The following is a 15,377-nucleotide window of genomic DNA, read 5'->3' as shown; positions in this document are numbered from 1 at the left end:
AGAAAGGCGCGCCTTTTTTAACTTAAATCAGGTAATTTCGCGGCAGCGTTTTTCTCTATTCCGATAAGCGGCATGAGATTATCCACCGCAGAGGCGTAATTAATCGCCGCACTCCAGCCATCGTATTCAGCCATTATTTTCGCGGAGGTGGCAGACCAGACATCCTGCTCCACGCTGAGCAGATCGTTAATGCTGCGCTTGCTCAGGGTATATTCATTTTTGTAGACATCGCGGGCGCGCAACGCATTTTCCAGCTGACGTTTCCCGGCTTCCATTCGTCCACGCGCCCCGGTCCAGTCGGCCTGTGCGACGGAGGCTTTTTGCAGGACATCAAAACGGGCCTGATCGACCTGAGACGATGCCATTGCCCTTGCGCCCTCGGCCTGACGGACGCGCGCCGAGACCGCGCCGCCCTGATAAAGCGGTGCGTCAATATTGAGCTGGATCTGATCATCCCAGTACGCGCGATTATCCGACTCATAGCGGGTGCGGCCCCCTTTCAGGCTTAAGGTCGGCCAGTGCTGAGACTTCGCGGTTTCTACGCCGTACTGGGCTGAACGCTCCATGTTCTGCGCGGCCATCACCGTTGGGATCAGTGAATAATCAATCCGATTGAGAGAATCCGGCTCCACGGCCAGACCTCCCGGAACCGGTGAATAGCGTTCAGCCTGTATGCCAGTTAATACCGCCAGCCGCGCGCGGGCGCTGTTCAGGGACGCATTGTACTGCTCTACCGTCGCCTGCATCCCGGCAATACGGGTGCGGGTCTGAAGCTCATCAGAGGTGGAGCTTACGCCAGCGTCGGCGCGGAGTTTTGCCAGCTGCTCAACGTTTTTAAGCGCCTGCACGTTCTCTTTTGCCGCCTGCAACAGATCGCTGTAGCGTTTCACTTCCACATAGCTGAGGGCTGTTTTTTCCGCGACGGCAGACATCGTGCTCATCAGCTGGTAGCGATAGCTGTCACGCTGAGCTGAAGACTGGCTGATGCTGTTGTTGGTCTTGCCAAAATCGTACACCAGCTGCGTCAGACTCAGGCCCCAGGCTGCGGAATTTCGCAACGAGCCGCTTGAATCGGTGGTCTGGCTGTGACCTGTACTCCCGTTCAGGGCTATTTGTGGCATCCAGCCACTGCGCGCTTCGTCTATTTGTGCCTGGCCGATCCCCAGCTGTGCCGCCTGCTGACTCACCGAGGGGTCGCGATCGAGAGCGAAAAGAATACTTTCTTTCATCGTCATTGCCGCAACGGGAGATATCCCCGCCTGGCCGTTATTTGCATTAGCCGCAGTCACCACCAACGAAATTAAGGTCAGGGAGGCAGATAATCTGAGTAACCTGTTATTGCATTTCATCTTCATAATATCCCCCGACTCCAGGTGATAGCCAAATAAATACCCAGGAAGAGGTACAAATAATTCGCCAGAAATCCATTGCCCCTTCTCCATTAATTCCGGGCAAGAGTTCCCCTAACCCATTTCAATTGAGACGAGAGCCGTTCAATCCTTTTTTTCTTTTAAGAATTTACTTAAATATTTATTGATTCGCAGCATAACAAAATGTGATATAAGCAACCACACCCGCAATGTTAATGTGTTGTTACAAATAAGAAAAAAGATGGGGTTTCTGGACAAAACGTTATAAAAGACCTTTCAGATGAAACAAATAAACCCCCTGTAATATAAAGAAAATTCTAAAATACCCCGGTGTACATTTTTGCGTTAATTTCACCCCGAATCAGACACAAAGATTTTCAAAGAAATGTCAACTTAAGTAATCCACCGAATAAAACTGGATTATTTTACTTTATAAACACAGATTGTTAGATATATGCACTAATTTATAATTACAAATTAGTTATAAATATCAATTAGGCGCTGGAATGTGGCAGCTTAAGCCAAATTTATAAGTAAAACATAGCGATAACAACATACCTAAAAGATACATACATGTTTTTGATGACTGATTAATGCGATATCAATAATCACACCATTAAACTGTTTTTGGATAACATCCCGCGCCTGTCCCGATTCCCTTTTCTGCAAAATGCTGTAAAATGCGAAGTATTGCGACATTTTGCAGGATACTGCACCCATGCATAAAACCGCCAGACAGAAATATGTGCTTGATATCATTACTGAACAAGGCCAGGCCAGCATTACCGAGCTGGCAGATCGATTGCAGGTTTCAGCGGACACTATCCGTCGCGATCTGACCGACCTGGAAAAACAGGGACTGGCACAAAAAAACCATGGTGGCGCCATCGCGCTGAATCTCTCGACGATGAACCGGGTTAGCAGGAATACCTTGCTGCCTGAAATCAAGCAGCGGCTGGGTAAACAGGTTGCGCAATGCGTGCCTGCGGGCTCGACGCTGTTTCTGGATGCCGGAAGCACACTGCTGGCCGTTGCCTCTTTCCTTCATGGGCCGCTGACCATCATCACCCCTTCTCTTGATATCGCCCAACAGGTGAGCGATCGGGAAGGTATCGACCTGATCCTGCTCGGTGGAAAGTGGGATCAGAAACAGCGCCTGCTTGCCGGAAGCGCCACCCTTTCACTGCTCTCTCGCTACCGGGCGGATATTGCCATCCTTGGCGCATGCGCCATCCATGCCGAACTCGGATTGAGCGCCAGTCAGGAGGCGGATGCCGAAGTGAAGCGTGCCATGCTGGCCGCAAGCCAGGCGCACTGGGTAGTCGCCGACCATCTAAAACTCAACCAGTGCGAACCGTATCTGGTGTCAGGGTTATCCGAGATTCATCAACTGTTTTTAGATCGTCCCTGGGCAGAGCTCGGGGACCATAGCGCCGTGCAGGTTACCGTTTGCGCACATTAACGTGGAGAAGGTCATGAATAAAGTGAAGACAATGAATATTGCGCTGATCGGGTATGGTTTTGTGGGTAAGACGTTCCATGCCCCGCTGATCCAGTCCGTTGACGGCCTGAAGCTGGCGGTGATCTCATCCCGGGATGAAGAGAAAGTGAAACGCGATCTGCCGGACGTGCTCGTTGTCGCCACGCCGGAAGAGGCCATTCAGCACCCGGATATCGATCTGGTGGTTATCGCCTCCCCTAACGCGACCCATGCGCCGCTGGCCACCCTGGCGCTCAATGCCGGCAAGCATGTGGTAGTAGATAAGCCGTTCACGCTGGATATGCAGGAAGCGCGGGATCTGATTGCGCTAGCTGAAGAAAAACAGCTGCTGCTTACTGTCTTCCATAACCGCCGCTGGGACAGCGATTTTCTCGGCATTAAGCAGGTGATTGCGCAAGGCAGCATCGGCAAGGTGAAACATTTTGAGTCGCATATCGATCGTTTCCGCCCGGAGGTTCGCGTGCGCTGGAGAGAGCAAAACGTTCCCGGCAGCGGCCTGTGGTTCGACTTAGGCCCGCACATGATTGACCAGACGCTACAGCTTTTTGGTCTGCCGCAGTCGGTACAGGGCAACATCGCCACCCTCCGTGACGGCGCGGAGATTAACGACTGGGCGCACGTGGTGCTGAATTATCCGGAACACAAAGTGGTCCTCCATTGCAGCATGCTGGTGGCGGGCGGCGTATCCCGCTTTACCATTCACGGTGACAAGGCTAGCGTGGTGAAAGCGCGCATCGATCAGCAGGAAGCCCAGCTGCTGGCAGGCGTCATTCCGGGTAGTGAAAGCTGGGGTGAAGACAGCGACGCTATGGTGCTGCTTAATGCCCAGGGTGAAGCCAGCGCTATCCCTGCGCCAAAAGGCGACCAGCGACAGTACTATATAAACGTGCGCGATGCCCTGAACGGCAAGATTGACAACCCGGTCCCGCCGATGGAAGCCCTGGCGGTGATGGCGGTGCTGGAAGCAGCTGTAAAATCTTCAGAAACGGGTACAACTCAGGAAATGGACTTAACGGCGCAGGAGCGCGCGCAACTGCAATAAGCCGCAAAAAATGCCCTGCGGGTTTGCAGGGCATTATCGGTTACTGACGCTTTTTCGGCATCATGCGCAGCAGCGTGTTGTCTTTCCAGAAATAGTGATGCATCAGCGCGGCAAAGGCGTGCAAACCAATCACGAAATATCCCAGATTCGCCAGCGTCACGTGCCACGCTTTTAGCGTATCCACCAGGTCGAAATTCCCCTCCGCCGCATGCGGCATCGTCAGGCCAAACGCAAACCAGTCATTTCCCCGGTTATACATCATCACCATGCCGATCAGCGGCAGCGCAATGAACAGCAGGTAGATAACCAGATGCCCCAGATGGGACAGCCCGGTAATCATCGCTTTTGGTTTCGGTTGAATAGGCGGAGCCGGGAATTTGAGGCGGATAAGCAGGCGCGCCACCATCAGCACCAGGATGCTGATCCCGCAGGAAACGTGGATCATATTAATGAGCGGACGATCGCTTCGCGGGAACCATCCCCTGAACTCCATGGCGCAATAGGCCATAATAACTAACAGAAAAACCAGCCAGTGAATGCTGATTTGCAGACCCGTATATTTTGTGCGCATGTTGTTTCCCGATAAATAACCATTATCGCGCCAACATAACCACCTTTCCTGAAAATGTGAACCCCCTCGCATGGAGGGGGCTCCTGATTACGACTGTAAATAGACCACCTGCGTCTGCAAATACTCATTCAGACCGTGTTTACCATCTGCCCCGCCGATTCCGGATTTCCGCCAGCCCGCATGGAAGCCCTGCATCGCTTCAAAGTTTTCACGGTTAATGTAGGTCTCGCCGAACTTAAGCCCCTTAATGGCTTTCATGGCGACGTTCAGGTCCTGCGTATAAACAGAAGAGGTTAAACCGTAGTCGCTGTCGTTGGCCATGTTCAGGGCCTCTTCCAGGGTGTCGAAAGCCACCACCGGCAGCACCGGGCCAAAGGTCTCTTCGTGCATGATGGCCATATCCTGACGCACGTCCAGCAGCAGCGTTGGGGGATAAAAATACCCTTTACCTTCTGCCGCTTTACCGCCAAGGACCACTTTGGCCCCCTCCTGCACCGCGCGCGCCACCTTCTGCTCCACGCGCTCCAGCGCGGCGGCGTTGATCAGCGGCCCCATGGCAATATCCGTTCGCTCAGCCGGATTGCCAAACTGGACGGCTTTCATTGCCTCGCCCAGACGATTCACAAAGCGGTCGTAGATCCTCTTCTGGACATAGACACGTTCCGCGCAGTTACACACCTGCCCGGTATTGATGACGCGTGAATCCACAATGGCCTTCACGGCCAGCTCAAGATCGGCATCGTCCATCACGATGGCCGGGGCTTTACCGCCCAGCTCCAGCCCCACTTTGGTGATGTTTTTCGCAGCCGCAGCCATGATCTTTTCACCTGCCCCGACGCTGCCGGTCATGCTGACCATCGCCACTTTCGGATTCCCGGCCAGCTCCTGTCCGACGGTTTCACCCCGGCCCAGCACCAGGTTAAAGACGCCTTTCGGCAGGCCAATCTCATCGACGATTTTGGCAAACGCAATGGCGTTGTTTGGGGTAAATTCGCTCGGTTTGATAACGATGGTGTTGCCGGTGATCAGCGCGGGAGCAAGCTTACGGGCAATCAGGAAGAATGGAAAGTTCCACGGCAGAATGCCGGTGGTGACGCCAAGGGCACGCTTAAACACCAGAATATTCTCGCCCGGACGGTCGCTCTGAATGATTTCCCCTTCATACCGGCGCGCCCACTCGGCCATATAGTCGATATAGTCAGCGGTAAAGTTCACTTCCACTTCCGCCAGCTGCTGGATCTTGCCGCCTTCGGCCACAATCAACGCGCTGATTTCACTGACGCGCTCGCGGATCCCGGCGGAAATTTTGCGTAGCCAGCTGGCGCGTTCAATGGCTGGCAGCGCCTCCCAGCCAGCCTGCGCGCGCTCTGCCGCGTCAATGGCTTTGCGGGCGTCCTCGGCGGTGCCGTCGGGAATACGGGAAATGACCTCTTCCGTGGCCGGATTGATCACGTCAATCCATGCATCACCCTGCCAGGCAACAAACTGTCCATCAATATACATAGGATGTTGTACGGGTACTGTCATAACCTGCTCCTGTAATCACACTGTTTTTAACAAGTAAACTTATTGTTAAAAACTATAATTACCGGGGCAATTGCCTACTCTATGAGTCTGTTTTTGTGAGATATCTCATAAAAGATACGGGGCAGCCCGTTTCCAAAATCACAAATCGGCAACAAAGGCTGCCCGTTTGCGTAAAAGATGGCGCAAACGGGCAAGAGCATTACAGCAGAGAACGGCTCACCAGCGCGTCGGTGAGAATGACGTCGTTTCGCAGGATCTGCCACGCGGCGTCCACGTCGGCAGGGATATCGACATGGGCAATGAAATCACGTCCCGCCGGACCGTAGCCGTTGATGTCGTCCCTGAGTCGCGGAAATTCACCCAGCACCAGCGACAGGTAACGTTCTACCGGCCATAACCCCTCGGCCGGGCCGCTAAACACCAGACCGTCGTCGCTGTTTTGCAGCACGGGCGTCAGGCCGGGATGACTCACCCATGCGGGCGCTGCGGCCTCGTCGCGGCATACGCGGGCAAACGTAGCCATTGTGCGCCGCTGCATCGTCGGATCCTGCACCACCAGCACCCGGGCGGCGTTCAGTCCGGATTGTTTCATCAACGCCCGGCTGAAGCGGGCGTTTTCACCACAGTTGGTCGACTGATCCTCAACGTGAAGATGCTCAGCCGGAATGTTCCAGAATTCACGGGCGATGTCGGCCAGAATAGCTGCCTCAGCCCGCCCGGTGGTGGGTACCCTGTTATAGCGGGGGTGTTTCGCAATCGCGGCGTAGAGGAAGGTCGTCGAGTGACCGATCCCGCCGCTGATGATCAGAGGAACACCCTGTTCAGCCGCGTTTTTACAGGCAGCATCAATCGCGGGGATCACCGCATTACCCGCCAGAATCACCAGATCAACGGGCTGATTGTCCTGATAGTCGTCCTGAGCAAGCCACGCCCCAACGGTATTCACGGCGTCGAGTGTTGTGCCAGGCAGACAGGGGAAAAGTGCCATTGTCATCGTTACCTCCTTACAGCATACAGAGCCATCGATTATCCCCCTTTCTGCGCGTCATGCTATGGCATGAATGCTGAAAAAACGGGCTGGAACGTTCTCAAAAAGCACTCACATTTGATTAACTTGAGAAAATCGTATTCACTTGAATTATGATTTGCGTCAGCCTTAGAATCATTAGCCCGCTCACAATTCAACATTTTGAAAGGTAAACCACGTTATGCGCCTGCCCCAACGCGACCCTTATGCTCCTCGCGAGTGGCAGCCACACGAGAAACCCGCCCTGCTGGGTTCCCCTTCCACCCCGGAACATCCAACCCCAAAACGGATCGCCTATGGCGTGGTCGGCCTGCTGGTATGTCTGACCGGGGCGCTGGGTAACGCGGTCGTCACCGCTAATCTGCAAAATCTGCAAGGCACTTTTGGCGCCTGGTCGACTGAAATCGCCTGGTTGCCTGCCGTCTATGTCATGACCAACGTTTCCATCAACCTGCTGCTGGTAAAGTTTCGCCAGCAGTACGGTTTGCGCGCCTTTACGGAAGGCTTCCTGGTGCTGTATGTGCTGGTCACCTTTTTCCACCTGTTTGTGAACGATCTTAGCTCGGCGCTGATGGTAAGGGCAGCACACGGGATGGTCGCCGCCGCGCTCAGCTCGCTCGGCATTTATTACCAGATCCAGGCCTGGCCCGCAAAGCATCGACTGAAGGCGCTGACCATTGGCATTACCGGGTCGTCGCTGGCGATCCCGCTGGCGCGGCTGTTCTCCACCGAGCTGTTACAGCTTGATGAGTGGCGCGGGCTGTACTTCTTCGAGCTGGGTCTGGCCCTGATCTCCCTGGCCTGCGTGATGGTGCTAAAGCTGCCGCCGGGCGATCGGCGCAAAGTCTTCGAGAAGAAAGATTTCATTACCTTTTTTTTGCTTGCGCCCGGCATGGCGCTGCTGTGCGCGGTTCTGTCGTTAGGGCGTCTGGACTGGTGGTTTGAAGCGCCGTGGATCGGCTGGGCGCTGGCCCTCTCGCTGGTGCTGATTGTCTCTGCGATCGTGTTTGAACATAACCGCAGCAACCCGCTGCTTAATACCCGTTGGCTGTCCAGCGGCAGCATCGTACGCCTGGGGCTGATTATGCTGCTGATCCGCATCGTACTGGCGGAGCAGAACACGGGCGTCATCGGCTGGCTGCAATATGTGGGCCTACAGAATGAACAGATGACCCATCTGGCGTGGGCTATTTTCGCCGGGATCGTCTGCGGTATCGTCACCAGCTGTCTGACGATTAAGCCCACTAAACTGGCCTGGCCGATAATCACCTCGCTGGTGCTGATGATCGTCGCCTCGCTGCTGGACAGCCAGTCCAACAACCTGACCCGGCCGGATCAGCTTATTTTCAGCCAGTTCCTGCTGGGCTTCGGCAGCGCTTTCTTCCTCGCGCCTGCGATGCTGGCAGCCATTGGCGGGGTGATCGCCGACCCGCGCAACCTGGTCAGCTTTTCCGTGATGTTTGGCATGAGTCAGAACCTTGGGGGCCTGCTGGGTTCCGCGATCCTCGGCACCTTCCAGACCTGGCGCGAGAAGTACCATTCCAGCCTGCTGGCTGACCAGCTCACCACCCTTAACCCGCTGGTGAACGAACGTATTCAGCTTTACACCCAGATGTACAAAAGCCTGATTGGCGACAGTTCCCTGCTGGGAACCCAGGCCATTACCCAGCTCCAGACGGTGACGGCGCTTGAGGCAAATATTCTGGCTTACAACGATACTTATCTCCTGACGGCGAGCATTGCCACTGCCACGCTGGTCTGGATTTTATGGCGCTTGCTGCGCCTGCGCATCACCGCCCGTATGGCCCTTAAGAACGCCACTGGCAACAAGTAATGACTATTTTTCAGGAGAGGTTATGAGTCAGCAGGATGCCGCCAAAGAGCAGGCCAACACCCGTAAAAACGTGCGCGTCGTGTCCATTTTCACCGCCGCGGCTATCGGCATTGTCGGGGTACTGGTGATCCTTTATGCCTGGCAGCTGCCCCCGTTCACGCGTCATGCCCAGTTTACCGATAACGCCTACGTGCGCGGCCAGACTACGTTCATCAGTCCTCAGGTAAACGGCTACATTACCGAGGTCCATGTTCAGGATTTCGCGCAGGTTAAAAAAGGCGAGCTGCTGTTGCAGATAGATGACCGTATCTATCGCCAGCGCGTCCATCAGGCCGAGGCGCAGCTGGCAATGAAAATTGCAGCTCTTAATAACAACCTGCAACAGCGCAGAAGCGCGGAAGCGGTGATTGCCAAAAACGAGGCGGCGCTGAAAAACGCCCGTGCCCAAAGTCTGAAAACCCAGGCGGATTTGAAACGCGTGAAAGAGCTGACCGCGGACGGCTCCCTTTCCATTCGCGAGCGCGATTCGGCGCTGGCCAGTGCCGCCCAGGGGAGCGCCGATATCGACCAGGCGAAAGCAACGCTTGAGATGTCGCGTCAGGATTTACAAACGGTTATCGTCAATCGCGGTTCGCTGGAGGCCGACGTTGAGAATGCGAAAGCCGCGCTGGAGCTGGCGCAGATCGATCTGCAAAACACCCGGATTGTCGCGCCGCGTGATGGTCAGCTCGGGCAGATTGCAGTGCGTCTGGGGGCGTACGTCGCCGCCGGGACGCACCTTACCACGCTGGTCCCGCCGCAGCACTGGGTGATCGCCAATATCAAAGAGACGCAGCTGGCGAATTTACGCGTCGGACAGCCGGTGAAATTCACCGTCGATGCCTTAAATGATAAAGCCTATCAGGGCCGCGTGGAGAGCATATCCCCGGCCACAGGCGTCGAGTTCAGCGCTATCACCCCGGATAACGCCACGGGCAACTTTGTTAAAATCGCCCAGCGCATCCCGGTACGCATTGAAGTACTCGGTGAGCCGGAGGCGTACCGGCTGCTGCGCCCTGGCATGTCGGTGCAGGTGACCATCGACACGCGGGAGGCGAAACAATGACGCTTCGCCCGATAGCCGGCCTGCTGATGATGGCTATCCTGGCGGGATGCCAGTCGGTTGACGTTGAGCCCGCCAAATCGTCCCTGCACATACCGGCCCAGTGGCGCGCGACGTCGGGGCCAGCCAGCCCGACAGAGCAGCTCTGGTGGCGAAATTTTCACGACAGCAATCTGAACCGCTATGTGGATCAGGCGCTGAAGAACAACAGCGACGTGCTGATTGCACGCGAGCGGATTAACGAGTACCAGGCCCGGGTGTTCGCCGCCGACGGCAGTCTGTTCCCGTCGCTTGACGCGGGCGTGACCGGGACGCGTGCGCGCTCGCAGTCCGCCGCCACGGGGCTTCCGGTATACGGTACGTTGTACAAAGGCAGCCTGACCGCCAGCTACGACGTGGATATCTGGGGCGTAAACCGTAGCACCTCCCGTGCCGCTGAAGCATCGCTGGAGGCACAAAAGGCGGCGGCAGCGGCGGCTGATCTTACCGTCGCATCATCGGTGGCCTCCGGGTATGTCACCCTGCTGTCGCTGGATGAACAGCTTCGCGTTACCCAATCCACGCTGAAGTCGCGTGAAGAGGCGTTCAATCTCGCCAAACGACAATTTGAGACGGGATACAGCTCTCGCCTTGAGCTGATGCAATCGGATTCTGAGCTGCGCGCCACCCGCGCCCAGGTTCCACTGCTTCAGCACCAGATTGCACAGCAGGAAAATGCGCTTAGCCTGCTGCTGGGCAGCAACCCGGGTGACGTTGCGCGCGGTGAAAGCTTTGATGCCCTGACGCCGCTGAAACTGCCCTCCCAGCTGCCGTCGACACTACTCAACCGGCGCCCGGATATCGTTCAGGCGGAACGTCAGCTGATTGCGGCAGACGCGACGCTGGCGGCATCGCGCGCCAGCCTGCTGCCGTCGATCAACCTCACGGCCACGGGATCGGTGCAGGATCGCACGCTGTCGGGATTGCTGGATAACCCCCTACAGCTCTGGAGCGTGGGCGGCAGTATTCTTGCGCCGCTGCTGAACCGTCAGGCGCTGAATGCGCAGGTGGATATCTCCCAGTCCCAGCGGAATCAGGCTCTGTATAGCTACGAAAAAACCGTGCGTAACGCGTTTGCTGAGGTGAATGACAGCCTTGATGCCATCACCCGCTATCAGGAACAGCTTACCGAGCTGCTGGCACAGCAGGCGGTCGCGCAGGAAACGCTGCGGATTGCGCAAAACCGCTACCGCAACGGGTACTCTTCTTATCTGGATGTGCTCGATGCGCAGCGCACGCTGTTCTCGGTGCAGACCAGCGTGGTACAGGTGAAAAACAACCTGTTGCTGGCGCAAATTGATTTGTATAAAGCGCTGGGCGGCGGTTGGAGCAGTGCGTGAAAACATGCCGGGTGGCGCTGCGCCTTACCCGGCCCACATGCTCTCCCGTAGGCCCGGTAAGCGCAGCGCCACCGGGCAACGGTTTTAGCCGGAGATCTGCTCCATCGCCTGCAAGATACGCTTATCCGAAATCGGATACGGCGTACCGAGCTGCTGCGCAAAGAAGCTGACGCGCAGCTCCTCGATCATCCAGCGGATCTCCCGCACGTCGTCGTCATCGCGACGCGCTGGCGGCAGTTTGTTGAGCCACTGCTGCCACGCCTGCTGCACGTTTTCGACTTTCAGCATCTGCGCGCGATCGCGATGCGGATCGACCGCCATTTTCTCCAGACGCTTCTCAATCGCCTGCAAATAACGCAGCGTATCGCCCAGACGCTTAAAGCCGTTGCCGGTGACAAAGCCGCGATACACCAGCCCCGCCATCTGCGCCTTCACGTCCGACAGCCCCAGGGCCATGGTCATATCCACCCGACCCTTCAGGCGCTTGTTGATATTGAACACGGCGGTAAGGATCTGCTCGACCTGTTTGGCAATCTCCACCACGGTGTCGTTCAGCTCCGCGCGCACCTTTTCATGAAGCTGAGCAAAGCCCTCTTCCGTCCAGACCGGACCGCCCGCCTCGTGGATCAGCTTATCCACACCGCAGGAGATGCAGTCGTCGATCAGATCCAGCACCTTACCGTACGGGTTAAAGTAGAGCCCCAGCTTGGCTTTGTTCGGCAGCTTCTCGTGCAGATACTTAATCGGCGACGGGATGTTAAGCAGAAGCAGTCGACGCAGCCCGCGCCACATCATCTGCTGTTGTTCCTGCGGATTGTCAAAGAGCTTAATCGCCACGCTGTCGCGCTCATCAACCAGCGCGGGCCAGGCTTTGACCTTATAGTTCCCGCGCTTCTGCTCATAGCTTTCCGGAAGCTGACCAAAGCTCCAGATGTGCAGCCCGCTCTGCTCGATACCGTCGTCCGCCACGGCAGACAGGGTTTCCTGCACTTTGCCCTTCAGGGCGTCCTTCAGTTCCGAAAGCGAGCGGCCTTCCATCAGCTTTTTGTTTTTATCGTCCACCACGCGGAAGGTGATTTTCAGGTGATCGGGCACCTGATCCCAGTTCCAGTCGTCGCGGTCGATGGTGGTCCCGGTCATGCGTCGGAACTCACGCTCCAGCGCGTCCAGCAGCGGCAGCTCCAGCGACGTGACGCGGCCCAAAAACGCTTCGGCGTAGTTCGGCGCCGGCACAAAGTTACGCCGCACCGGTTTAGGCAGGGATTTGATTAATGCAATGACCAGCTCGCGGCGCAGGCCGGGAATTTGCCACTCAAACCCGCTCTCGTCGACCTGGTTTAACAGCGGCAGCGGAATATGAACGGTCACGCCGTCCGCGTCGGCCCCTGGCTCAAACTGATAGGTCAGACGCAGCTTGAGGTTGCCCTGATGCCAGAAGTTCGGGTAGTCGAGCTTGCTGACCGACTCCGCGCCCTCTTTGATCAGCATGCTCTTTTCGAAGTTGAGCAGGTCCGGGGTCTCTTTGCTGGCTTTCTTCCACCAGCTGTCGAAATGGCGCGCCGAGATCACATCGTGGCTGATGCGCTGGTCGTAAAACTCAAACAGCGTCTCGTCGTCCACCAGAATGTCGCGGCGGCGGGACTTGTGCTCAAGCTCTTCCACCTCGGCGCGCAGCTTCAGGTTTTCACGGAAGAACGCATGGCGCGTCTGCCAGTCGCCTTCCACCAGCGCATGGCGGATAAACAGCTCGCGACTCAGCGCCGGATCGATCTGGCTGTAGTTAACCTTACGCGCGGCCACCACCGGCAGGCCGTAGACGGTGACTTTTTCCGTCGCCATCACCGCGCCCTGCCCGCGCTCCCAGTGCGGCTCGCTGTATGAGCGTTTCAGCAGGTGCTGCGCCACCGGCTCAACCCACTCCGGATCGATACGCGCGGCGATACGCCCCCACAGACGGCTGGTTTCCACCAGCTCGGCGACCATGGTCCACTTCGGCGGCTTTTTAAACAACCCGGAGCCCGGGAAGATGGAGAAACGCGCGTTGCGTGCGCCGGTAAATTCCTGTTTATCCGCATCCTTCATCCCGATATGGGACAGCAGGCCGGTCAGCAAGGCGATATGAATTTCGCGGTACTCCGCCGGTTCACTGTTGACCGGAATGCCCAGCTCTTTTACCACCTGGCGCAGCTGGGTATAGATATCCTGCCACTCGCGCACGCGCAGGTAGTTGAGGAAATCCACCCGGCACTGACGGCGGAACTGATTTGAAGAGAGCGTTTTTTGCTGCTCGCCCAGGTAGTTCCACAGATTCACAAAGGCCAGGAAATCAGACTCTTTATCGTGGAAGCGACGGTGTTTTTCATCCGACGCCTGCTGCTTGTCCATTGGGCGCTCGCGCGGATCCTGAATGGAGAGCGCCGAGGTGATGATCATCGCCTCGCGCACGCAGCCGTGTTTTTGCGCCTCCAGCACCATGCGCGCCAGACGCGGGTCGACCGGCAACTGGCTAAGCTGGCGGCCCAATGGCGTTAGCTTGTAGGCCGTCGCCTGCTCGTCGGTGGTGATGGCCCCCAGCTCTTCCAGCAGGCGCACCCCGTCCTGAATATTGCGTTTATCCGGCGCTTCCACAAACGGGAAGGCGGCGATATCGCCCAGCCCCAGCGCGGTCATTTGCAGGATAACGGATGCCAGGTTGGTCCGCAGAATTTCCGGATCGGTAAACTCCGGGCGCGACAGGAAATCGTCTTCCGAATAAAGACGAATACAGATCCCTTCCGACACGCGGCCGCAGCGGCCCTTACGCTGATTAGCCGACGCCTGGGAAACCGGCTCAATCGGCAGGCGCTGAACTTTGGTTCGGTAGCTGTAGCGGCTGATGCGCGCCGTACCCGGGTCGATCACGTATTTAATGCCCGGCACGGTGAGCGAGGTTTCGGCCACGTTGGTCGCCAGCACGATGCGGCGTCCGCTGTGCGGCTGGAACACGCGGTTCTGCTCACTGTTCGACAGGCGCGCGTACAGCGGCAGGATCTCGGTATGGCGCAGATCGCGTTTGCTGAGCGCATCGGCGGTATCGCGGATCTCGCGCTCGCCGCTCATGAAGATCAGAATGTCGCCAGAACTCTCGTTGCCCAGCTCGTCGACGGCATCGAAGATGGCCTGAAGCTGGTCGCGCTCGGTATCGTCCGCCTCTTCCACAATCGGGCGATAGCGCACTTCAACCGGGTAGGTTCGGCCTGAGACTTCAATGATCGGCGCATTGTTGAAATGTTTTGAGAAACGCTCCGGGTCAATGGTCGCAGAGGTGATGATGATTTTCAGATCCGGACGCCGGGGCAGCAGCTCTTTCAGGTAGCCGAGCAGGAAGTCGATGTTCAGGCTGCGCTCGTGCGCTTCATCGATGATGATGGTGTCGTACTGCATCAGCAGACGATCCTGCTGGATTTCCGCCAGCAGGATACCGTCGGTCATCAGCTTAACCATGGTGTTATCGCTGACGTGGTCGCTGAATCGCACCTTGTAGCCGATGCAGCCGCCCGGCTCCGTTTGCAGCTCTTCCGCAATACGGTTCGCCACGGTGCGCGCCGCCAGACGACGCGGCTGGGTGTGACCGATCAGCCCTTTCAACCCGCGGCCCAGCTCCATGCAGATTTTCGGCAACTGGGTGGTTTTACCTGAACCGGTTTCCCCCGCGACGATCACCACCTGGTGGTCGCGTACGGCCTCAAGAATGTCCTGTTTCTTCTGGCTGACGGGCAGGTTTTCCGGATAGGTAATCTCCGGGCGTGCGGCTTCACGCAGCACAACTTTCCCTGCCGCCTGTTCAATCTCTTTGGCCATTTCCTGGTAAATGGCCTGTTGTGCATCAGGATTTTTAACCTTCTTAACGCCGTGCAGACGGCGCGCAAACCGCTGTTTATCGCGCAGCATCAGTGAATCAAGCTTTTGCATCAGCATGGAGAAGGTCAATTTTTGGTGTTCTGTCATAGCGTTAACGGGCAGTGCACTGCCGGATAAAATCTCT

At 56.8% G+C, this 15,377-nt stretch carries 10 protein-coding genes; 5 read left to right on the top strand and 5 right to left on the bottom strand.

What is annotated here, in order from left to right; all coding sequences use genetic code 11:
- Positions 1-17: 17 nt before the first annotated feature.
- Complete coding sequence (locus tag L384_RS05490) at positions 18-1,355, bottom strand: TolC family outer membrane protein (protein ID WP_023324619.1); 1,338 nt, start codon at positions 1,353-1,355, stop codon at positions 18-20.
- A 733-nt stretch (positions 1,356-2,088) separates the two neighbouring features.
- Here L384_RS05490 and L384_RS05495 point away from each other — a divergent pair.
- Positions 2,089-2,832 carry a DeoR/GlpR family DNA-binding transcription regulator gene (locus L384_RS05495; protein ID WP_023324618.1) on the top strand — a complete coding sequence of 248 codons (744 nt, stop codon included), beginning with the start codon at positions 2,089-2,091 and terminating at the stop codon, positions 2,830-2,832.
- 13 nt (positions 2,833-2,845) lie between these two features.
- Entirely contained in the window at positions 2,846-3,913 is a 1,068-nt protein-coding gene (locus L384_RS05500) for an oxidoreductase (protein ID WP_023324617.1), read from the top strand.
- Positions 3,914-3,953: 40 nt separating this feature from the next.
- Here L384_RS05500 and cybB read toward each other — a convergent pair whose 3' ends face one another.
- The 3 genes from cybB to L384_RS05515 form a co-directional block, all read right to left on the bottom strand.
- Positions 3,954-4,484 (bottom strand): cytochrome b561, encoded by a 531-nt coding sequence (cybB, locus tag L384_RS05505; RefSeq protein ID WP_003857288.1) that lies wholly within the window; start codon positions 4,482-4,484, stop codon positions 3,954-3,956.
- Between the two features lie 87 nt (positions 4,485-4,571).
- A complete protein-coding gene (aldA, locus tag L384_RS05510; RefSeq protein WP_023324616.1) occupies positions 4,572-6,011 on the bottom strand; it encodes an aldehyde dehydrogenase in 1,440 nt (479 codons plus the stop codon).
- A gap of 199 nt (positions 6,012-6,210) precedes the next feature.
- Positions 6,211-7,005: a YdcF family protein gene (locus tag L384_RS05515; RefSeq protein WP_023324615.1), complete on the bottom strand. Its 795-nt coding sequence runs from the start codon at positions 7,003-7,005 to the stop codon at positions 6,211-6,213.
- Positions 7,006-7,219: 214 nt separating this feature from the next.
- Between L384_RS05515 and L384_RS05520 the strand changes: the two genes are divergently transcribed.
- The 3 genes from L384_RS05520 to L384_RS05530 are packed head-to-tail and all read left to right on the top strand — an operon-like array spanning position 7,220 to position 11,353.
- Positions 7,220-8,872 (top strand): MFS transporter, encoded by a 1,653-nt coding sequence (locus L384_RS05520; protein WP_003857293.1) that lies wholly within the window; start codon positions 7,220-7,222, stop codon positions 8,870-8,872.
- A gap of 22 nt (positions 8,873-8,894) precedes the next feature.
- Positions 8,895-9,977: an HlyD family secretion protein gene (locus L384_RS05525; protein ID WP_003857294.1), complete on the top strand. Its 1,083-nt coding sequence runs from the start codon at positions 8,895-8,897 to the stop codon at positions 9,975-9,977.
- On the top strand, positions 9,974-11,353 hold the full coding sequence (locus L384_RS05530) for an efflux transporter outer membrane subunit (RefSeq protein WP_023324614.1): 1,380 nt from the start codon (positions 9,974-9,976) through the stop codon (positions 11,351-11,353). The genes L384_RS05525 and L384_RS05530 overlap by 4 nt, the downstream gene beginning before the upstream one ends.
- A gap of 84 nt (positions 11,354-11,437) precedes the next feature.
- Here L384_RS05530 and hrpA read toward each other — a convergent pair whose 3' ends face one another.
- On the bottom strand, positions 11,438-15,340 hold the full coding sequence (gene hrpA, locus L384_RS05535) for an ATP-dependent RNA helicase HrpA (protein ID WP_023324613.1): 3,903 nt from the start codon (positions 15,338-15,340) through the stop codon (positions 11,438-11,440).
- Positions 15,341-15,377 lie beyond the last annotated feature (37 nt).

This window comes from Enterobacter sp. MGH 38, assembly GCF_000492855.1.
GTDB lineage: Bacteria > Pseudomonadota > Gammaproteobacteria > Enterobacterales > Enterobacteriaceae > Enterobacter > Enterobacter hormaechei_C.
Note: the sequence above shows the minus strand (reverse complement) of the source record. Positions and strands in the feature narration are given on the sequence as shown.

Excerpts from the sequence above, each read along its gene's own strand:
- L384_RS05530 (WP_023324614.1), top strand. The coding sequence starts at position 9,974 with ATGACGCTTCGCCCGATAGCCGGCCTGCTGATGATGGCTATCCTGGCG.
- aldA (WP_023324616.1), bottom strand. The coding sequence starts at position 6,011 with ATGACAGTACCCGTACAACATCCTATGTATATTGATGGACAGTTTGTT.
- L384_RS05515 (WP_023324615.1), bottom strand. The coding sequence starts at position 7,005 with ATGACAATGGCACTTTTCCCCTGTCTGCCTGGCACAACACTCGACGCC.
- L384_RS05525 (WP_003857294.1), top strand. The coding sequence starts at position 8,895 with ATGAGTCAGCAGGATGCCGCCAAAGAGCAGGCCAACACCCGTAAAAAC.
- L384_RS05500 (WP_023324617.1), top strand. The coding sequence starts at position 2,846 with ATGAATAAAGTGAAGACAATGAATATTGCGCTGATCGGGTATGGTTTT.
- L384_RS05520 (WP_003857293.1), top strand. The coding sequence starts at position 7,220 with ATGCGCCTGCCCCAACGCGACCCTTATGCTCCTCGCGAGTGGCAGCCA.
- hrpA (WP_023324613.1), bottom strand. The coding sequence starts at position 15,340 with ATGACAGAACACCAAAAATTGACCTTCTCCATGCTGATGCAAAAGCTT.
- L384_RS05495 (WP_023324618.1), top strand. The coding sequence starts at position 2,089 with ATGCATAAAACCGCCAGACAGAAATATGTGCTTGATATCATTACTGAA.
- L384_RS05490 (WP_023324619.1), bottom strand. The coding sequence starts at position 1,355 with ATGAAGATGAAATGCAATAACAGGTTACTCAGATTATCTGCCTCCCTG.
- cybB (WP_003857288.1), bottom strand. The coding sequence starts at position 4,484 with ATGCGCACAAAATATACGGGTCTGCAAATCAGCATTCACTGGCTGGTT.